This window comes from Planctomycetia bacterium (genome assembly GCA_016795155.1).
Lineage (GTDB): Bacteria > Planctomycetota > Planctomycetia > Gemmatales > HRBIN36 > JAEUIE01.
In genome coordinates, this window is record JAEUIE010000054.1 from 36,460 (window position 1) to 55,332 (window position 18,873).

Annotated in this window: 18 protein-coding genes; 13 read left to right on the forward strand and 5 right to left on the reverse strand. The window is 52.0% G+C overall.

The annotated features are described in order from the left end of the window. Positions 1 to 48: 48 nt before the first annotated feature. Both mfd and JNJ77_18935 read right to left on the reverse strand, forming a co-directional pair. The gene (gene mfd / locus JNJ77_18930) at positions 49 to 3,456 is read right to left on the reverse strand and encodes a transcription-repair coupling factor (protein ID MBL8824668.1); all 3,408 of its coding nucleotides are present in this window, start codon (positions 3,454 to 3,456) and stop codon (positions 49 to 51) included. Positions 3,457 to 3,510: 54 nt separating this feature from the next. Further along, positions 3,511 to 4,143 (reverse strand): cobalamin biosynthesis protein, encoded by a 633-nt coding sequence (locus tag JNJ77_18935; GenBank protein ID MBL8824669.1) that lies wholly within the window; start codon positions 4,141 to 4,143, stop codon positions 3,511 to 3,513. Between the two features lie 77 nt (positions 4,144 to 4,220). Between JNJ77_18935 and JNJ77_18940 the strand changes: the two genes are divergently transcribed. Together JNJ77_18940 and JNJ77_18945 are read left to right on the forward strand one after the other, a co-directional pair. Further along, complete coding sequence (locus JNJ77_18940; protein ID MBL8824670.1) at positions 4,221 to 4,520, forward strand: DUF4286 family protein; 300 nt, start codon at positions 4,221 to 4,223, stop codon at positions 4,518 to 4,520. Positions 4,521 to 4,621: 101 nt separating this feature from the next. Continuing rightward, a complete protein-coding gene (locus JNJ77_18945; protein ID MBL8824671.1) occupies positions 4,622 to 4,918 on the forward strand; it encodes a hypothetical protein in 297 nt (98 codons plus the stop codon). Between the two features lie 165 nt (positions 4,919 to 5,083). On the opposite strand, the gene JNJ77_18950 is transcribed toward JNJ77_18945, so the two are convergent. Beyond that, positions 5,084 to 5,512, reverse strand: a complete 429-nt coding sequence (locus JNJ77_18950) for a type II toxin-antitoxin system VapC family toxin (protein ID MBL8824672.1) — start codon at positions 5,510 to 5,512, stop codon at positions 5,084 to 5,086. Continuing rightward, entirely contained in the window at positions 5,509 to 5,718 is a 210-nt protein-coding gene (locus JNJ77_18955; protein MBL8824673.1) for a hypothetical protein, read from the reverse strand. The genes JNJ77_18950 and JNJ77_18955 overlap by 4 nt, the downstream gene beginning before the upstream one ends. A 223-nt stretch (positions 5,719 to 5,941) precedes the next feature. Between JNJ77_18955 and JNJ77_18960 the strand changes: the two genes are divergently transcribed. The 4 genes from JNJ77_18960 (at position 5,942) to JNJ77_18975 (ending at position 12,168) form a co-directional block, all read left to right on the forward strand. After that, complete coding sequence (locus JNJ77_18960; protein ID MBL8824674.1) at positions 5,942 to 7,420, forward strand: aldehyde dehydrogenase family protein; 1,479 nt, start codon at positions 5,942 to 5,944, stop codon at positions 7,418 to 7,420. Positions 7,421 to 7,679: 259 nt separating this feature from the next. Continuing rightward, positions 7,680 to 11,429, forward strand: coding sequence for an SAM-dependent DNA methyltransferase (locus JNJ77_18965; GenBank protein ID MBL8824675.1), 3,750 nt, complete (start codon positions 7,680 to 7,682; stop codon positions 11,427 to 11,429). Positions 11,430 to 11,655: 226 nt separating this feature from the next. Next, entirely contained in the window at positions 11,656 to 11,865 is a 210-nt protein-coding gene (locus JNJ77_18970; protein MBL8824676.1) for a hypothetical protein, read from the forward strand. A 15-nt stretch (positions 11,866 to 11,880) separates the two neighbouring features. After that, positions 11,881 to 12,168, forward strand: coding sequence for a hypothetical protein (locus JNJ77_18975; GenBank protein ID MBL8824677.1), 288 nt, complete (start codon positions 11,881 to 11,883; stop codon positions 12,166 to 12,168). 36 nt (positions 12,169 to 12,204) lie between these two features. On the opposite strand, the gene JNJ77_18980 is transcribed toward JNJ77_18975, so the two are convergent. Beyond that, a complete protein-coding gene (locus JNJ77_18980) occupies positions 12,205 to 12,381 on the reverse strand; it encodes a hypothetical protein (protein MBL8824678.1) in 177 nt (58 codons plus the stop codon). Between the two features lie 68 nt (positions 12,382 to 12,449). Between JNJ77_18980 and JNJ77_18985 the strand changes: the two genes are divergently transcribed. The 7 genes from JNJ77_18985 to JNJ77_19015 all read left to right on the forward strand — a co-directional run bounded on the left by JNJ77_18985 (position 12,450) and on the right by JNJ77_19015 (position 18,871). Beyond that, positions 12,450 to 12,689: an antitoxin family protein gene (locus JNJ77_18985; GenBank protein MBL8824679.1), complete on the forward strand. Its 240-nt coding sequence runs from the start codon at positions 12,450 to 12,452 to the stop codon at positions 12,687 to 12,689. Continuing rightward, positions 12,686 to 13,081 (forward strand): PIN domain-containing protein, encoded by a 396-nt coding sequence (locus JNJ77_18990; protein ID MBL8824680.1) that lies wholly within the window; start codon positions 12,686 to 12,688, stop codon positions 13,079 to 13,081. The genes JNJ77_18985 and JNJ77_18990 overlap by 4 nt, the downstream gene beginning before the upstream one ends. Positions 13,082 to 13,159: 78 nt before the next feature. After that, positions 13,160 to 13,618 (forward strand): GNAT family N-acetyltransferase, encoded by a 459-nt coding sequence (locus JNJ77_18995; protein ID MBL8824681.1) that lies wholly within the window; start codon positions 13,160 to 13,162, stop codon positions 13,616 to 13,618. A 94-nt stretch (positions 13,619 to 13,712) separates the two neighbouring features. Next, positions 13,713 to 14,420 (forward strand): amino acid racemase, encoded by a 708-nt coding sequence (locus JNJ77_19000; protein ID MBL8824682.1) that lies wholly within the window; start codon positions 13,713 to 13,715, stop codon positions 14,418 to 14,420. Between the two features lie 166 nt (positions 14,421 to 14,586). Further along, on the forward strand, positions 14,587 to 16,047 hold the full coding sequence (locus JNJ77_19005; protein MBL8824683.1) for a sigma-70 family RNA polymerase sigma factor: 1,461 nt from the start codon (positions 14,587 to 14,589) through the stop codon (positions 16,045 to 16,047). A 104-nt stretch (positions 16,048 to 16,151) separates the two neighbouring features. After that, positions 16,152 to 16,940, forward strand: a complete 789-nt coding sequence (locus JNJ77_19010) for a hypothetical protein (GenBank protein ID MBL8824684.1) — start codon at positions 16,152 to 16,154, stop codon at positions 16,938 to 16,940. Between the two features lie 2 nt (positions 16,941 to 16,942). Beyond that, positions 16,943 to 18,871 carry a prolipoprotein diacylglyceryl transferase gene (locus JNJ77_19015; GenBank protein ID MBL8824685.1) on the forward strand — a complete coding sequence of 643 codons (1,929 nt, stop codon included), beginning with the start codon at positions 16,943 to 16,945 and terminating at the stop codon, positions 18,869 to 18,871. Positions 18,872 to 18,873: the final 2 nt, after the last annotated feature.

Genomic DNA, 18,873 nt, shown 5'->3' on the forward strand with positions numbered 1-18,873 from the left:
ACCATGAAATTCCACCAGTCAATGGTGGATTTTCATGGTACTGTAAAATCAACTAAACAGCCCTTTCAAACATCCGTACATCCCTTCCGGGGTTTTCTCTTCATCCAGGTAGAGTCGATAGTAGGCCGTTTCGTCATCCACTACCCGCAGCCGATTACCTGGAATTCGACTTTGATTGGGCAACTCCGGTACCGGGCCGCTGAGAGCAGCCAGCTTGTCGATCCTGTTGCGTTGACGATATTCCAGCACCAGGTCTTTGCCTTCCAGGCGGATGTGGGCAACGCTCCATTTCGCTGCCAGGATTCGCAGTTCATGCATCTTGATAAGATTGGTAACGGGTTCAGGCAACGGGCCGTAACGGTCTGCCAGTTCGTCCTGAAAGTCAGCCAGCCGATCCAGTGATTTGACTCGCCCCAGACGGCGATAGACTTCGATCTTGGCTTTTTGGCCTTCCACATAACTGGCAGGTAGAAACGCAGGCCAGGGCAGTTCCACCGTCACTTCGATCATCTGCCTGACTGGTTGCTTTTTCGCCCGTCGCACTGCTTCTTCCAGTAACTGGCAATAGAGTTCGTAGCCGACCGAGGCAATGTGTCCGCTTTGCTCAGCACCTAGAATGTTACCAGCTCCGCGTATTTCCAGATCGCGCAGAGCGATCTTGAACCCCGCACCCAGTTCCCGGAATTCCTCAATGGCCTTTAATCGCTTGGCGGCAATGTCGGTCAATTTCCTGTTTGGATCAAGAAGCAGGTAACAGTAAGCACGGTGCTTGTACCGCCCTACTCTGCCTCGCAACTGATGCAGATCCGCCAGGCCATATCTATCAGCATCATCAATGAAGATGGTATTGGTGTTGGGGATATCCAAACCGCTTTCGATGATGGTGGTAGCCAGCAGGATATCAGCCTGGTGTTTGACAAACTGGATCATGACCTGTTCCAGTTCGCGTTCGTTCATCTGGCCATGGCCTATGAGGATGCGGGCTTCGGGAACAATCTGCTGCAGGCGATGGGCCACAGCTTCGATGTCGAATACGCGGTTATGGACAAAGTAAATCTGTCCTTCGCGTGCCAGTTCCCGGCGAATGGCATGCCGCACCAATTCGGGATCGAATCGACAGATGCGCGTTTCAATGGGCATACGACCCTGAGGCGGCGTCTCCAGATTGGAAATATCGCGAATGCCCAGCAGCGACATGTGCAGTGTTCGCGGGATCGGCGTCGCGGTCATGGTGAGCACATGCACTTGCGAACGCAGTTTCTTCAACTTCTCCTTGTGTTCCACGCCAAATCGCTGTTCCTCATCAATGATCACCAGGCCCAGGTCTTTGAAGGTGACATCCTTACTGAGCAGGCGATGGGTGCCGACGGCGATATCGAGTTGGCCAGCGTTGAGTTGCTTGACCATTTCCTTCTGTTCGCCAGGCCGCCTGAACCGCGACAAGCAAGCAACCTTAAAAGGAAACGCAGCCAGTCTGGTGGAGAAAGTACGGTAATGCTGCTCGGCGAGCACGGTGGTGGGGACCAGCACAGCCACCTGCTTGCCTGCGTCCACAGCCTTGAAGGCGGCACGCAGAGCGACTTCGGTTTTACCATATCCGACATCGCCACAGAGCAGGCGATCCATCGGGTGGGGATGCTCCAGATCTTTTTTGACATCACCGATGGCAGTATGCTGATCGGGCGTTTCTTCGTAAGGAAATGCCGATTCAAACTCATTCATCCAGACACTGTCAGCCGGGTAAGAAAAACCTGGCAACGTAGACCGCTGTGCCTGCAGGTCAACCATTTCCGCTGCAAGATCGAGAACCGCTTCGCGGACTTTCTCTTTACGCTTGGCCCAGGTGGTACCGCCCAGCTTTGAAAGTTCCGGTGCGGTGTTGCCTCCACCTACATACTTCTGCACGAGGTCGATCTTGTCGGTAGGCACATACATCTTCGTGCCGGCGGCAAACTCCAGCAGCATATGCTCGCTGAGCTGACCTTTGGTATCGAGAACCTGCAAGCCCTTGTAGCGGGCAATGCCATGATTGACATGCACCACCAGATCATCTTCTGCGAGATCGAGAAAACTTTCGATAGCCCGCGTTTCATATTTACGGACTGAAATCCGATGCGAGGTGGCAGCTGCATCCCGACGAAAGAGTTCCTGTGCGCCGAGCACGGTCAATTGGCTGTTCACCAGTCGAAAGCCGGAACGGATGTGGCCGGGGAGCAATAAAGTGCTGAGTCCTGAAGAATCAGTCCTGAGTGCTGAGTCCTGCGTGCTGAGTGAAGTTGATGGGGCGTTCTTTTTTTTACTCTTCGAACTCTCCTCCTTGGTGGGGGCAGTGGAAGCAGCATTCAAAAGTTCGCTGAGCCGCTGTTGTTCTCCCTTGCTGGGGCAGGCAATGACTATTTCACCACTCAGCGTGGCCAGTTCTTCCTTAACCTTCGCTGCATCGCCACTGAAACGTTCGACCGATTCAATCTGCAGGTGGCACGTTGCTTCAGCTGAAATCGTGGGCAACGCGGTTATGTGAACACTCGGATGCGCAATCAGATGCTTGAATGTTGCATCAATGCTGAACAGGCCTTTGATGTCATCTACCCGTTCGAGAAAGACTTTGGCTTGTTCCCGCAGGTCAGCAGGCTCCACCAGAATAACAATCGCACCGGCAGGCAGATACCTGGTAAAAGGGACCGTGTCGCTTAAACCCTGTTGGGTGAATACCGTGACGTTGACATGATCTATTGCTTCCTGCGAACGTTGCGTTTCCGGAGCAAAACGGCGGATGCTGTCGATGATGTCGCCAAAGAATTCCAGGCGCACAGGCCGATCTGCATCTGCAGGGTAAATGTCAAGAATGCCACCCCGTTTGCTGAACTCGCCCGGCAATTCCACGACTTCAGTACGCGTATATCCCCCTTCGACGAGCCAGGTGATCAGAGATTCCAGGCGGACTTCATCATCCTTGACCAGTTCTCGCGATTGGGCAGCGAGTGCAGCAGGGCTTGGCACCGGCTGCATCATCGATGTGATGGATGTCAGGAAGAGGGGTGAGGGGACAGAAGTCAGGGGTGAGGAGGCAGTATTCTCCCCTCTCCCCTCTGGGGAGAGGGGTTGGGGGTGAGGGGATTCTATCTGAGCGGATGTTTGAAGCCCCAGGAGCGACTTCAAGACCTTGAGCCTGCCTCCAGGTTCATCGCGATCAGGCACTTCGACAGGGCGACAGCCCAGAAAGGTTTCCAGATCGTCGCTCCAGACATCAATATCGGTGGCATGTGCCAGGACGATGAGCGTGGGACCCGCATTCATTTCCGCCAGGGAAGCAGCAGACAGAGCAGCGGAAGAACCCCAGGCGCCATCGATGGTGCCTGCCCGGTTTTTTCTGAGCGCAGCCAACACATCAGCGAAGCCAGGGTGTTCCCTGAGCAGCGCTGGCAATTGTGTTAGCGACGTAATGCGTGATGCCATGCACTTTCCGGTGTAAACGGGTTGTGCTGTTATATGGGCAGGTTTCGTGAGAACCTACTGTCTGCGCCGTCCCAGTGCCAGACTCAACTTGCCGAAGAAGGGAGTGCTATTCACTTCCGGTGCGCGAACGCCTGCCGCCAGGGTGGCTGCCACCGCACAGGTACCTGCCATCTTGCCTGGCGCAGGCAAAGGCGATTTCTTCAGCACGGTATCATCGTAATGTAATAACAGGAGTTGATGCTGATCAGCAAACTCATCCAGCGCTGACTGTTGCTTGCGTCGGGCGGAGGCGGCCAGAGCCATGATACTCTGCAGGCTATATCCTGCACGTCGGCAAAACAGCCGTGCTGCTTCCTGCAAATCTTCCAGCAACAGTTCACGCCGACTGGCTATTCCCAAGGTTAAAGTGGGAGGCCGGAGGATGACCAGCCGATCCACCTCAGGCCGAGGTCCGATCAGTTGATCACTGATGATGACCAGTGGCGTGGCAGGATCGGGCTCACGAGGCACTTCATCTGTCATGCTGATGAAAGGAGGCAACTCCATCAGTTTTTGCCCGGCCTGCTGCACGATGGTAACGGTCTGCTCACGTTCAATCAGTTTTGAAATAATCTCCAGCGCCAGCGGATCGTCCGGCTTCCAGCTTCGTTGCGTGGCGTGGTGATGGAGGGAAAATGGGTTAGCCATTTTATCATTATACAGTTGAACTGCCGGTATCTCTGCGGATAGGGTGATGGCAGGCAGATTGCTTTCGGAGCTATACCATGATCTTCTACCGCGTCACCATCATTCTGCAGCCTGGCATAGAAAGCGAATGGGTAAACTGGATGCAGCAAGTGCACATCCCGGATGTACTCAAGACAGGCTATTTTGAACAGTGTCGAATGTTCCGTGAACTGGAAGCCAGTGAACCAACGTTTGTGATGGAGTACCAGTGCCGCTCGCTGGAAGATTATCAGCGCTATCGCGAGCAACATGCACCTGCCTTGCAGAAAGAACATACGGAGCGCTATGCCGGGCGATTTCGAGGCACCCGGCAACTGCTGGAATGTTTGTCAAGTTAATCTTCAGAACTGCTTCATCATTCCATCACATTTTGCTTGCATCGGCTTGGGCGATTTGTCTATAGTGTCGGCAGACAACTTGTGTTCAGGGAGGCGAGCCAGTGTCGACTACACCCAAAATTGCCGGTACGAAGTTCAAGAGCGGGCAGCGGTGGAATGTGGAACCAAAGTTGATGGAACATGGCACACCATTTCAGGAACGGGATCACCAGTATCAATTTCGCGTGATGGATAAGCAGACCGGCCAAACGGTCGCTGTGTTCCATCGTGAAGAAATTCGCACCACCTGCGGCCTGGTGTATACCGGCGTCAAGTCTGTGGAAATTTCCGATGACGATTCAGCCGTGCTGACTGAATTTGTCGATGGCCGCAAGGAGATGCATCCGCTGCCGGTGTAGATGATTACTGTGCAATTGACTCTTGAATCCTGCCGATGGAGGCAGGATTTTTGCTTCTCAGGATTGACCATTTTGATCACAGTTAGTTACTTTTGACTAAAAGCAATTCCAGGCTCATGGCATTGCAACTGCCCAGACAGTGAGATATGAGGCTCCATCGTAACCTTAAGACAACCAGTTTTCTACTCGAAGTCCTTGTACTTGGGCAAAGTCCCGCAAGTTGGCCGAAAGCAATAGTGCGTTCTGAGTCAGGGCAATGGAAGCGATCTTCAAGTCCATCGTGCCGATGCGAAGCTTATTTGCTTTGAGTTGTTCGAAAGCCTCAACTGCTGCGTCATCAAACAAGGCAATATGGTAATCCGAGTAAAACTCAAACAGCGTGGCTAATTCACGGTACGGAGCAATGTGGCGACGGACATGCCGTTCCCTTGCGATGGAAGCCAGCCAGCCACGGAGTTGCTCTTCGATAGTGATAATGGTGACGCCCAATTCGGTATCCGAAGGCAACGCCAAAAGCTTCGTCTTCAAGAATCGAGCACGCTCGTTATCAGTAAATTTCAAAATCGATGCGTGATCGGTATCAAGCAGAATCATGCATCCTGTTCCCCACGGTGTGCAGCTTCCCTGTCGGCTTCACGAATCTTGCGGCCTTCTTCGTCAATCTGTTTCATCAACTCACTGTCGCCAGCAATACCGAGCGATCGACGCCAGTCCTTCTTCCGCTCTTGTTTACTGAAGATAGCTGCTTCCAATGCTGCAACGCGATGGGCAAGCGATTCTAATGAAATGGGTTCATTCATCGGTTAACTCCAACATCAACCTTAATCATACCCATATTTGCAAGACAAGCCAAGCAGCGCGGTGATTCGCTGCCTCGATTATCCATGAATTGCAGCGGAGCTGATGCGATTGACTTTCAACTTACCTTGATGCAATGAGTTTGGACAAGCAAACATTAGCATTCTCCCCTGCCTCATGCTATCATGCTCCCATCTCTCAACTTACTGAAGAAGGAGACTCTCCATGTCTGCTGTTGCTGATGCTCCCAAAACCAAACGGCCCACTGTTCACCTGCCCCAGCGCAAGTTGCTGATCGATGGCAAACACCACGATGCCATGTCGGGGAAGACTTTTCCCACCGTGAACCCGGCTACCGAAGAAAAGATTGCCGATGTGCCCTATGCTGGCAAGGAAGATGTCGATCTGGCTGTGAAAGCTGCAACGCACGCTTTCAACGAAGGTGCCTGGCCCAAGATGGATGCCCGCGACCGGGGTCGGCTGCTTTACAAGCTCGCTGACCTTATTGAAAAGAACATCGACGACCTGGCTGCTCTCGAATCGCTCGACAATGGCAAGCCCATTCGTGAATCGCGGCATGGCGACTTGCCTCTGGTCATCGACTGTCTGCGCTATTACGCTGGCTGGGCTGACAAGATTCAGGGCGAAGTGGTGCCTGTCCGTGGAGGCAACTTCTGTTACACCAAGCGCGAGCCGGTGGGCGTTGTCGGGCAGATCATCCCATGGAACTTCCCCATGCTGATGACTGCCTGGAAATGGGGTCCTGCCCTGGCTGCTGGTTGCACCATCGTCATGAAGCCGGCTGAACAGACTCCACTGAGTTGTCTGCGCATGGGCGAACTGGCCATGGAAGCAGGCTTTCCACCTGGTGTCATCAACATCCTGACTGGCTTTGGCGACACTGGCTCGGCCCTGGTGCAACACCCAGGCGTCGACAAGATCGCCTTCACCGGCCACACCGATACCGCCAAGATCATCATGAAGGAATCAGCTGCCACGCTCAAGCGGCTGACTTTCGAACTGGGCGGCAAGAGCCCGAACATTGTCTTTGCTGATGCTGACCTGAACGAAGCAGCAGCGGGCGCGTTCCTGGGCATCTACCTCAACCAGGGGCAGTGCTGCTGTGCAGGCTCTCGCCTGTTCGTGGAAGAGAAGGCTCACGATCAGGTGGTGGATATTCTGCAGAAGAAGGCCAAAGCTCATCGCGTGGGCGATCCGTTCGATATCGCCACCGAGCAAGGCCCGCAGATTGATAAGGATCAGTTCGACAAGATCATGCACTACATCGACGCTGGCAGGAAGCAGGGCGCCAAGTGCCTGGCGGGCGGCGAACGGCAAGGGGACAAAGGCTTCTTCATCAAGCCGACCATCTTTGCTGATGCGAAGGATGATATGGACATCATGAAGGAAGAAATCTTCGGCCCGGTGCTGAGCATCACACGGTTCAAGGATGTGAGCGAAGTGATCAAGCGTGCCAACGCCACCAACTACGGTTTAGCCGCAGCAGTGTGGACGAAGGACATCAACAAGGCTCACCGCATTGCTGATGCAGTGCGAGCGGGCACTGTCTGGATCAACTGTTACGACGCCTTCGACGCCGCCGCCCCATTCGGTGGTTTCAAACAAAGCGGCCAAGGCCGCGAGCTGGGCGCCAAGGGCCTGGATGCGTATACCGAGACGAAGACGGTGGTGATTAAGTTGTAACACTCTTACTCCCCTCTCCCTCCCGGGGAGAGGGGCCGGGGGTGAGGGGTATCCTTTTTCGTATTAAACCCGATGAGAACCTACGCCTGCATTGCAGCCCCGAAAGGGGCGACCAGCCAGTAGCCAGGGGTGACCGAAGGGAACCCCTGGTAAGAGTTCCAAAAAGAATTCTCCAGGCACCCTGAAGGGGTGTGCATCTCCGGACTCTAGTCTGCTCCATATAGCTTTGCACTCCTGTTTCAGTTACAATTCGCCGCCTATGAAACAATCTACTGTTCCAACAATCAACGAAGTCGACTTCTGCGGAAAGATGGCGACTGCAGCGACTACATTCTTTGCTAACAACCCAGGTCGATGCCCATTTATAGAAGCTCGGATTGAAGGTTTAGGCAGCAGTAGAAGCAAAAACGCACGAAAAGATCTGCGTTTCTATGGCCCAAATCAAAAAATCCTACTCACTGGTGAAGTAAAGTTACCAGGTAACACCAGCGCGTTCGATTCAAAGGTGGTAAAGGATGCTCACGACAAAGCAGAAGAGGCGATAGTCCAGTATTTCTTTACTTGGGATGTTAACACCTTTGTGCTATGGGATCGTTCCCAATGGAAAAAGCCGCTTCTGGAACGACGAATGAAGGTCTGGCAATTACGGCTTAACCTAGCAAGCCCGCAAGAAGTCGCCCGAACCGAATCACTTGACCACATTGAAAAACGATTTCTTCCGGATCTTCTACTTGATCTATCCGACATAGTATCTGGCCTCAAGCGTGACTGGGCCTTGCCTCAGGACGAAGTCTTCCTGCGTTCATTGGAAAGTCATCTTGAATGGCCAGTGGCACTTCTGCGATTACACCTTCACCAGAAAACAGAGACTGATAAAGGATTCGATTTACGACTCCAAGAGTGGATGGTTACCAACGATCTTCAGGTAAGACGAACCCAGCCGGATGAATGGAGAAAAGCGCTCGATACTGCTGCGCGATCGCTAGCCTATATCTGGACGAATCGACTTATTTTCTACAAAGCGCTGCGCGCACGTTTTCCGGAATTGCCCAAACTCGAACTTGGGTCCAACATCAAGAACAAGCAGCAAGCATTGAGAAGACTTGATGATCTGTTTACGAAAGCTGCAAAACGCAGTGGCGATTATGAATCGTTGCTGTTTCCCGAAACACATGACTGGGCCAATGAATTGGTTTTTGTGCCCGAGGGTTCAGTTGATGCCTGGCGTGGTTTTCTTCGAGGTATTGAGAGTGTCGACTTCCATGAAGTCTCATCAGATGTTATCGGGCTCATCTTTCAAAAGCTGGTCAGCCCTGAAACCCGTCATCGCTATGGACAGCATTTTACCGGTCCTGATCCAGTCGATTTGATCAACTCGTTTTGCATCCGTAAAGCCGATGCAAAAGTTCTTGATCCCGCCTGTGGTTCTGGTTCATTCCTCGTGCGCGCTTATTACCGTAAGCGTGCTATGAACTCCAGACGCTCTCACGTGGACATGCTGGGTGATCTCTTCGGATGTGACGTTTCTTTGTATCCGGCTCATCTGGCAACGCTCAATCTGGCAGCCCGTGAAATCAACGACGAAGCGAATTATCCGAGGATTGAACGGCGTGACTTTTTCGACATCAAGGCAGGGAAGCCTTTCTGTCACATCCCTGAACAACCAAGTGGTGAACAGGTTGCTATTAAACTGCCTGAACTCGATGCTGTCGTCGGCAATCCCCCTTATGTTCGACAAGAGAAGATTGCCAAGAAAGATAAGCCAAAGTATGCCAAGGTTGTTGATGACGCATTCAAGGGCACTGAACTATCCGGGCGGGCTGACTTACATTGTTATTTCTGGCCCCATGCAGCCAGGTTTTTGAAAGAAGGGGCAGCATTCGGATTCCTGACCAGCGGGCAATGGCTGGATGTTGATTATGGATTTGATTTACAACGATGGATTCTCAAGCATTTCAAGATTATTGCCATTATGGAGAGTTCCACCGAACGATGGTTTCCCGATGCACGGGTGAAGACTTGTATTACGATTCTTGAACGATGTAGTGATGAGGCAGATCGTCGGAAGAACACTGTACGCTTCGTCCGTTTCGAGAAACCCCTGGCCGATATCATTGGCAAACCTGCAACGGGTGGTGTTGGTGAAGAAGCGGAAGACCAGGAGCGAATCCGACAACAGGCCGTTGATCGAGTTCGTGATGCTATCGAACGGTCAACCCGCAATTGTCACGATGACCGGTGGCGAATACTGGTTAAACGACAAGGAGACTTATGGGATGATGGGGTTAGAGTCGGGGCTATCCTCAAGGATGTTCCAGTCGACGAATCAGATGAAGAGGATGATACAGAACAGAACAGCGAGAGTTTATCCAAGTATGCCATCGCAGCCGAAGGCGATTATGCTGCAGGAAAGTGGGGCCGTTACCTGCGTGCTCCTGATTTGTATTTCGAAATCATGGAGAGAATTAAGGGCCGCCTTGTACCGTTGGGACAAATAGTGGACATTCGATTTGGTGTGAAGACCGGCTGCGACGCGTTCTTTATGCCCAAGGATGTTACCGATTACTTACTTGAACAGTACCCCAAAGAGAACGTGTTCCTGGATGCTGTTGGAATATCTCGAAAGAAAGTATCCAATGGCTCATTAAAGATCATTGAAGATGGCGACGGAACCTATCATCCAATCGAACCCCAATTTATTAGGCCTGAAGTTCACAGCTTGATGAAGGTAGATAGACCAGTTGTTAGAGAGAACGATCTTGATCGCGTTGTGCTATTGGTCAAATCTCCCTTATCGGCGATCAAAGGCACGTTTGCCTATCGATATGTGAAATATGGAGAGCAAGCGACCTACGCCAGTACGAAGAGCAAGGCTGTGCCTGTACCTGAACGTTCGACCTGTGCTGCTCGTGATCCTTGGTACGACCTAACCAAACTTGTCAATCCTGGGTTTGCATTCTGGCCTAAATCTCAACAATATCGGCACATAATTCCTGCAAATCCGAAAGAGTTAGTGTGCAACTGTAATCTTTATGATTTAGGGGCGAGAGAGTTGAACAAGCAAGATCAACAAGTGCTTGTGGCCATAATTAATAGCACGCTGATTGGTTTGTTCAAAACTTTCTATGGTCGGTATGCAGGCACAGAAGGCAATCTCAAAACCGAAGTAATCGACGTGAATTTGATCGAAGTTCCTGATCCGCGCGGCGTTGATAACCGTATCGGGGAGAGACTGAAAGCAGCTCTGAGGTCAATATCAAGTCGAGTCGTTGAAGGCTTGGTAGAGGAAGAACTAAAAGAATGCCATACATATCAACGCGCAATTGAATTATCCAAACGACCGATCACACTTCCTGAAGAACTTAAACAATCTGACCGTCGTGAACTAGATGATGCTGTTTTTGAACTGCTTGGTGTAGCTGACCAAAAAGAACGATCCGCCCTTGTTGATCGCCTGTATGAAGAAACGACTTTGCATTTCCGCGATGTACGAGTCACTGAAATCCAGAAGATGGAGGACCGGCGTAAAGGCGGTAGCACCAGATTTGGCATCACCGATCAAGCTGCCGACGTCTGGGATGCATTAGACCTTTCCGATATGACTCCATTGACTGAGTGGGTTACCGATCAGGCAGCCGATGAATGGGAAGTTATCAATATTCCAAGTGAGCGCCCGGTCTATTTATCAGAAGATACACTTTTCGATGCCGAGACAGTCTATTTCGGCAGGGGAAAACGGCAGCACATGGTCTGTCAATCACGAGGCGAAGCCGAGCTTGTCGCTCGAATGGCTGATCTTGGGGTAAGTGATGATGTAACTGTTCCTAAGCGTCATGAAGATGCCCAGAAACTATTGAAGCGATTGAATGACAGGCATTTAGTAGCAGTGAAGCGACTCAGTGAACTCGCAGCTAGTCGTAGCGGTGACAGTGCAATGCAGGATGATGTTTTTAAGCTGCTTGAGCGTTGGTATGTGCTCGGGAAACCTACGAAAGATAAAAACAGATAATACAAGTTTCAGTTTCAGCACCCCTTCAGGGTGCCGGGAGGATTTTTTCTGTTCCTTTTCCAGGGGTTCCCTTCGGTCACCCCTGGCTAACATCGGGTCGCCCCTTTCGGGGCTGATGCTTGCCCTGGGTGCCACCGTTTGCGTACTCGCTAACGATGCGGCATGCCCGCTTGATCCTCTCCTTATTTCAGGGTACGATAACTTGAGAAATCAAGAGACAACACTTATGGCCGCTAGAAGCAAAAAGACTGATCCCAGGCTCGCCAAAATCTATGCCGATGTGCGTCGCAATTTCACTGCTGCGGATTTGCAGAAATATACCGAAGTCACACCGACAGTGCCTCTTCTGAGCATCATTGAGGAGTTGGAAGACATCCAGTCCAAGCACGATGCCAAAAAAAGTCGAACCGGCAAACGGCGCAGGAAAACAGCGTAGCTTTGGAGCACCTTCATGTTTTATGTGGATGCTTCGGCAGAATTGCGTAAACGTATCAAGCACTTGCATCAGATTGCCAACGAACAAGATCGTGGCGAATTGTTTATCAGTGCTTTCAAGGAAATATACTCTCGTCTGCATGACAATGCGTTTGAATTCGGCGAACCACTTTATTCTCTTCCAATTCTCAGACTTCAAATCCGTACCGGTTCAGTTCTTCCGATTGTCTTAACCTATAGTGTTTCAAGTGATCATCCAATCGTTGTAATTAAAAGTGTTGAACTCCTTGATCATAAACGATAATTCGATGCTCAGCCTCCCCATGCCAATACGCCCTCTTCACCCTGATGAACTGGAAGCCTGGCTCACCATGCGTGAACGGCTGTGGCCTGATTCGCCGCGAGGGGATTTGGCGGAAGAACAGCGGGAGATCATCGCCCAGCCGGAGCGGAATGCACCGGGTGCCACCGTTTGCGTACTCGCTAACGGCGCTACGAGTTCAACACGTTTACCCACCTCAAGTTGCCTTTTACCCCTTAATCTGTTATCGTCAAAGCGTAGCTTCAGAGCGAAGGAGGTTAGGTATGACCATCAAAGTCGTCTATGAAAATGGCGTGTTTCGTCCGCTGAAGCCTATTCGTGATGTCAAGGAAGGAACGGAAGCAGAAGTAACCGTTATGAAGCCTCCTCGTCCTCAGCCCACACCGGAGGAAGTCATTGAACGTTTGCTTCGCATCGCTGACATGCCGTTGGAAGGTGGCGGCAAGCCATTTAGCGGACAGGATCATGATAAAATCCTTTACGGTGATCCTCATCAATCATGATTTTCGTTGACACGGGCGCATGGTACGCTTTACTCGTTAATGATGATCCTGATCATCAAAAAGCTCGAGCCTGGGTTGCCGCAAATAGAGAGCGACTGGTTTTGACTGACTACATTCTTGACGAAACTTTGACACTGCTGCGAGCACGTGGTCAAAAGAAACAGGCTATTACGTTTGGTTATGACATTCTTGATTTAGAGGTTGCTGACTTCTATCTTGTGTCCCTCGAAGACATCGAATCAGCCTGGGATATCTTCCAAAAGTATTCTGATAAAGAATGGAGCTTCACCGATTGCACCAGCAAAGTTGCCATGGAACGATTGGGGATTACTACAGCCTTTGCTTTCGATCAACATTTCCGTCAATTTGGGAATGTCGTGGTTGTACCGTAAAATTTGCAGACAAACCATCGTTCCTTCTGGTATACAGCACAAGATAGAACACTTCCGTCACTAACACTGACCCTCCCCATGCCAATACGCCCACTTCACCCGGATGAACTGGAAGCCTGGCTCGTCATGCGGGAACGGCTTTGGCCTGATTCGCCGCGAGGGGACTTGGCAGAAGAACAGCGGGAGATCATCGCCCAGCCGGAGCGGAATGGTGTGCTAGTGGCAGAGTTACAGGGTACGTTGATTGGGTTCGTGGAAGTGTCGCTCCGCGACTGGGCGGAAGGTTGCGAGACACGGCCGGTAGGTTACCTGGAAGCGTGGTTTGTTGAGCCTGAGCATCGTCGCAGTGGCGTGGGCCGACATTTGGTGGAGGCAGCGGAGAACTGGGCACGTGAGCGGGGCTGCACCGAGATGGGGTCGGATGCTGAAGTGTGGAATGAAACCAGCCACGCTGCCCATCGGGCCTTGGGGTTTGGAGAAGTCTGCCGGGTGGTGGCGTATAGCAAGAAGATTGCAGGGGAAATACCTTCCTCCTGACGAACGTGTATGACGATGCCTATCCTTACTGTTCCGTCACCCCTAGCTACCATCTGGCCGCCCCTCCGGGGCTTTCACCAGATAGAATAACCCCATGAAAACCCTCGGCATCATTGGTGGCATTGGGCCGGAATCGACGATTGATTACTACCGGTCGATCATCGCTCAATACAAGCAGCGGGTACATACTGAGCATCAGCCTCACATTCTTATCCAGAGCATTGATCTGAAGCGGATGCAGAACTGGCTGGCCGAGAATAACCTTGCTGCCATAACTGACTATCTCGTGGAGAACCTGTGGCATGTGTCTGCGGGCGGAGCTGACTTTGCAGTGCTGGCAGCGAACACAGCACATATTGTTTTCGATGAGGTATCTAAACAGTCGCCTTTGCCTTTGATCAGCGTGGTAGAGGTTGCTTGCCAGAAAGCCTGCGAGTTAAAGCTGCGGAAACTTGGGCTGTTCGGCACAAAGTATACGATGACAGCGCCGTTCTATCCGCAGGCATGTCAGCGCTATGGATTGCAACTGGTCATACCCCATGCCGATGAGATTGCGGACATCCATCACATTTACTTTCAGCAATTGCTGTTAAACCAGTTCAAGGATGAATCACGGCAGACAATGGTACAGATTATTGAACGCATGCATCAGGAAGAACAGATTGAAGGACTGATACTAGGCGGCACCGAGTTGCCTTTGTTGCTGCGGGATACTGTTGTGCCTGGGGTAGTGTTTCTCGATACGACGCTGATTCATGTGGAGCGTATTGTGGATGGCATTTTGAGTTCAACATCTGCTTGAACATCTCCCCTCTCCCCCTTGGGGAGAGGGGCCGGGGGTGAGGGGTTTCATGCATGGCGAAGCCCTTCGTTCTACGCGATTATTAGATGAAGGGCTGCGCCACTTATTGATAACCCCTCACCCTAACCCTCTCCCCGGGAGGGAGAGGGGACATTAGAAAAAAAGTTTGGAACATGCAGCGCAGGAATTGTGCTTTGGTGGCTACTATATCTCAGACATGAGTGAACGCCTGATTGCCAGCCTGATGAAGCAGACCAGTCTGCTCACGCACGAGGGTGCATCCTGTTCGGATGCCCGCCTGCTGGAGCAGTTCGTTGCCTGCCGGGATGAATCGGCGTTCAGCACGCTGGTACGTCGGCATGCTCCCATGGTCTGGGCGGTTTGCCGGAATGCACTGTATCGGGAAGCTGATGCAGAGGATGCATTCCAGGCAACTTTCCTGGCTCTGGTCAAGCAGGCACATCGTATCCGCCAAAGTGCAGCGATAGGCGCCTGGCTGCATACTACGGCGGTACGTATTTGCCTAACGCAACGGCGAAGCCAGAGTCGGCGGATTGGTCGGGAGACCCGAGTTGCCCGCAGTGAAGCTGCGGCACCGCAAGAATCTACCTGGTCAGATGAGCTGGCTCATGCTCATGATGCAATCCGGCAGTTGCCTCGGCGGGAGCATGAAGTGTTTGTGCTCTGCATGCTGGAAGGCCAGCCACAGAAAGCGGTTGCCCGCAGGCTGGGGTTGCAGGTCAATTCGGTGTCGGGCCTGTTGGCCCGGGCCACCAAGCGACTGCGATCCAAACTGCAGTCCAGTGGAACCATCTCGCTGGGCGCTCTGGCTGTTGCAGCCAGTTGCCCGGCAGCAGTTCCTGCAACGCTGGTGTTGCAGACCTGCCGTCTGGTCTGTCCAACGACTGCTCTTTCCAAAACCATACTTTTTCTTTCCACTTCGGTGGTGGAGTCTACGATGCGAAAAGCGTTGCTGTTAACACTGGTTACTTTCACACTGGGTGTGGGGATTACCACAGGCCGCTGGTTTGTGGGTTCATCCGACGCACAGGATCCTTTCCAGCAACATGCAGGTCAACCGCCTGCCTCAGTATATCACCCTCCAGCTCAAAGCTACTATTCTGTTAATCTGCCACTCTCTACCTGGGAATACAAGGTCCTCATGGGTGATGGCAATGTTTCGGTAGAAAGCAAGCTCAATACGCTGGCTGGTGCCGGCTGGGAACTGTGCACAGCTTCCTCAACGCCATCTGACCAGATGATGTTTGTGTTCAAGCGTCTGCGCAAGCCCACTAATCTGACAGAAGAACGCCGCTTCCAACCGGTTGAGAAGTCAAACAAGGATGCTTTTACTGACTACTATCGCTTTTCCCAGGGCAAAGTAGCCTATGAAGATACTGTACCCAGTAAGACGACTTCCACTATCAATATTCCGCTGCAACACACCGATGTCAATTCGATGTCCTTGCTGGTGAAAGATATCTTCACTGGGTGCAAGATCAATGCTGATGCACGCACCAACAGCCTGGTGATTCAAGGCCCCAGCGAGACGCTGACCCAGGCGAAGAAACTGGTCGAACGACTTGATCGGCTCGAAGCCAACCGCAGCGACAGCAAGAAGCCGTGATGAAGTTGAGCCATCGCCAAACCTGCAGGAAAACAACTGCAGGTTTTTTTGTTGGACGAATGAATTGGCTCGACGGTGGCGTTCTGGTGACGTAGTATCGCGGCATGCCGCACGTCTTCCATCTCAAGAAATGGTATCTCGATCTCATCACGGAAGATGGACGGGTTTTTATCGGCTACGTGGCTCATATACGCTGGTGGCTGCTTTCTATTCATTATCATGGTTATCTGTTTCTTGATGCACAAGGGCAGGTGCATCATGTCAACCGTTTTCGTCGTGCGAAATCGCCTGAACAGACTGCCGGGCAAATCTGCTGGCGGGCACCGGGCATCCGTGGAGAATGGAACGCAACCTGTTCCAGCTATCGCGAAACATTACTGCAAAATGCACATGGCAGCATCGACTGGCATTGCCTGATGCCTGCAGCGGAAGCGAAGGTGGTAATAGAAAGCCAGGAGGCATTTATCGGCAGAGGGTATGTTGAACACATCGAGATGTCTCTACCTCCCTGGAAGTTCCCCATCCATAGACTCTACTGGGGGCGCTATCTCAGTCAGCAGGATCATGTCGTCTGGATTCGCTGGGTAAGCGAACAGCATCCCAAAGTATTGTTGTTTCACAACGGCAACAGGCATGAGCAGGCGACTATTGAAAGTGAATCGCTGCAATTCAATGATTACCGACTGGCGATGCAGGACTCTTGCACACTGCGAAGTGGTTCGCTCGGAAGCACAGTGCTATCTCATGCAGGCTGGCTGAAAAAACTGATTCCACGTTCGATGCTGACTCTGTCTGAAACAAAATGGCGTTCGCAGGGTAATCTATTCAGACAGAATAGTCTTATTTCGCAAGGTTGGGCGATCCACGAAACGGTAGACTGGAGCACTGGCTGAACGTGGGCAAATGGTTATACGGCAGCTTGTTCTGTCTGATTTTGCCTGCGTGGATGATCGTCTGGGCCTGGCTGACGCATGATGCCATTCCGGTAACTTTGCAAGGCAGCGAACTGCAAATGGCAGGTGCATTCCTGGCTTTGGCTGGGCTGTTGCTGCAAGGCCTTGCGATACAGCAGCTTTGGCGAGTGGGGCATGGACTGCCCATGAATGCCTACCCGCCGAGGAATTATGTAACGACAGGCATTTATTATTTTCTGCGACATCCCATTTATGTAGGGTTTGCCATCGCCTGTGCCGGGGTGTCGTTATGGTCTTTATCATCCTCTGGACTTTTCCTTGTTACTCCAGTGATGGCCTTACTCTCTGTCGCTCTTGTTGTGGGATATGAACATCCCGACTTGGTGAACCGATTTGGCAGAGAAACGGTTCGCCAGCATGCTCCGCTGCTGGGGCCACCTCGCGATGTGCCTGAACCTGCTGATCTGTGCACCCGGCTGGCTGTATGCCTGATTGTCTATGTGCCCTGGGTGCTCCTTTACTACTGGTTGATTTTCCTGGGTGATTCGCCTCATTTCGTTGCTCTGGCTTTGCCTGGCGAGATGCAGTGGCCGGTACTGGAGTGGACGGAGTTCTTTTATTTTCTCACTTACCCGTTTGCTCTTCTGGTGCCATTGATTCTCAATCGTAAAGATCAACTCAGGCAATTCGTTTACACAGCCTGGTGGGCGATTGGCATTGGCATTTTTCTGCAGTACACGTTACCTGTGCATGCACCACCCAGGCCGTTTGAACCCAAGAGCATCTGGGGGAATCTTCTTTTGTGGGAACGGAGCATGGATGGACCGGTGTGTGCCTTCCCTTCATTTCATGTGATGTGGGCGCTGGTAGCAGCATCATTCTGGTCGTTGGCCTTCCCGCGCTGGAAATGGTGCTGGTGGCTGCTCGCAGTTCTCATGTCGCTCAGTTGCAGCACGACAGGCAATCATACCGTAGCAGATGTGGTAGCAGGGGTTGCGGTATCTGGGCTGATCCACGAGCGAGAACGCCTTTGGACTCTTTTACAGAAAGTCTGCGAACGGCTGGCAAACTCGTGGCACGCCTGGCAGTATGGATCACTACGGATTATCAATCACAGCCCGTTTGCTGGCTTGGCCTGTGCTGTGGGTATCTTGGTAGTTGGCCAGTTCATTTCCGAGTTGAGTGTCCTTTGGATTATCACCTTGTTGATTCTTGTGAGTGCGTGCATCTGGGGACAAGTGGTTACTTGCTCATCAAAACTGCAACGCCCCTTCGGATACTATGGAGCGATTCTTGGCGCAATAGCAGCTGCATGCCTGATCAGTGCGATCTGGAAATACCCGATTGTCACACTATGTGCCATCGCAGCCTTGGCGGCACCCTGGGTACAGGCCATTGGTCGGCTGCGCTGCCTGGTGCAGGGCTGCTGTCATGGCAAACCTACGCGGAGTGTGCCTGGCATCGTTTGTACCAACCCACATTCACGGGTCTGTTCCATTTCGAACCTGTCGGGTGTGATGATTCACAACACACAGCTTTATTCCATTCTTGGTAACATTTTCACAGGCATGCTGCTCTGGCGATTGTGGTATGGAGGTATCAATCCCGCCATGCTTGCTGGTTTGTATGGCATCCTGAATGGAGCTTTTCGATTCATGGAGGAAGCCTACCGAGGCGAAGTGCAGACTCCGGTACTTGGCAAACTGAAACTGTACCAGTGGCTGAGCCTGGCCAGCATTGTTGCAGGGATGGTGTTCACCTGTTTGCCTGGATCGAGTTCACTTGAAGTACACTGGCGATTGGACTGGCTTTTGCTGCTGAATAGTCTTGGCTGTGGATTACTGGCAGCTTTTCTGATGGGGATGGATTTCCCGCAATCGAATAGGCGATTTGCGAGGCTATCGGGATAACG

Coding starts and splice junctions, on each gene's coding strand:
- mfd (MBL8824668.1), bottom strand. CDS start 3,456: ATGGCATCACGCATTACGTCGCTAACACAATTGCCAGCGCTGCTCAGG.
- JNJ77_18935 (MBL8824669.1), bottom strand. CDS start 4,143: ATGGCTAACCCATTTTCCCTCCATCACCACGCCACGCAACGAAGCTGG.
- JNJ77_18940 (MBL8824670.1), top strand. CDS start 4,221: ATGATCTTCTACCGCGTCACCATCATTCTGCAGCCTGGCATAGAAAGC.
- JNJ77_18950 (MBL8824672.1), bottom strand. CDS start 5,512: ATGATTCTGCTTGATACCGATCACGCATCGATTTTGAAATTTACTGAT.
- JNJ77_18955 (MBL8824673.1), bottom strand. CDS start 5,718: ATGAATGAACCCATTTCATTAGAATCGCTTGCCCATCGCGTTGCAGCA.
- JNJ77_18960 (MBL8824674.1), top strand. CDS start 5,942: ATGTCTGCTGTTGCTGATGCTCCCAAAACCAAACGGCCCACTGTTCAC.
- JNJ77_18965 (MBL8824675.1), top strand. CDS start 7,680: ATGAAACAATCTACTGTTCCAACAATCAACGAAGTCGACTTCTGCGGA.
- JNJ77_18970 (MBL8824676.1), top strand. CDS start 11,656: ATGGCCGCTAGAAGCAAAAAGACTGATCCCAGGCTCGCCAAAATCTAT.
- JNJ77_18975 (MBL8824677.1), top strand. CDS start 11,881: ATGTTTTATGTGGATGCTTCGGCAGAATTGCGTAAACGTATCAAGCAC.
- JNJ77_18985 (MBL8824679.1), top strand. CDS start 12,450: ATGACCATCAAAGTCGTCTATGAAAATGGCGTGTTTCGTCCGCTGAAG.
- JNJ77_18990 (MBL8824680.1), top strand. CDS start 12,686: ATGATTTTCGTTGACACGGGCGCATGGTACGCTTTACTCGTTAATGAT.
- JNJ77_18995 (MBL8824681.1), top strand. CDS start 13,160: ATGCCAATACGCCCACTTCACCCGGATGAACTGGAAGCCTGGCTCGTC.
- JNJ77_19000 (MBL8824682.1), top strand. CDS start 13,713: ATGAAAACCCTCGGCATCATTGGTGGCATTGGGCCGGAATCGACGATT.
- JNJ77_19010 (MBL8824684.1), top strand. CDS start 16,152: ATGCCGCACGTCTTCCATCTCAAGAAATGGTATCTCGATCTCATCACG.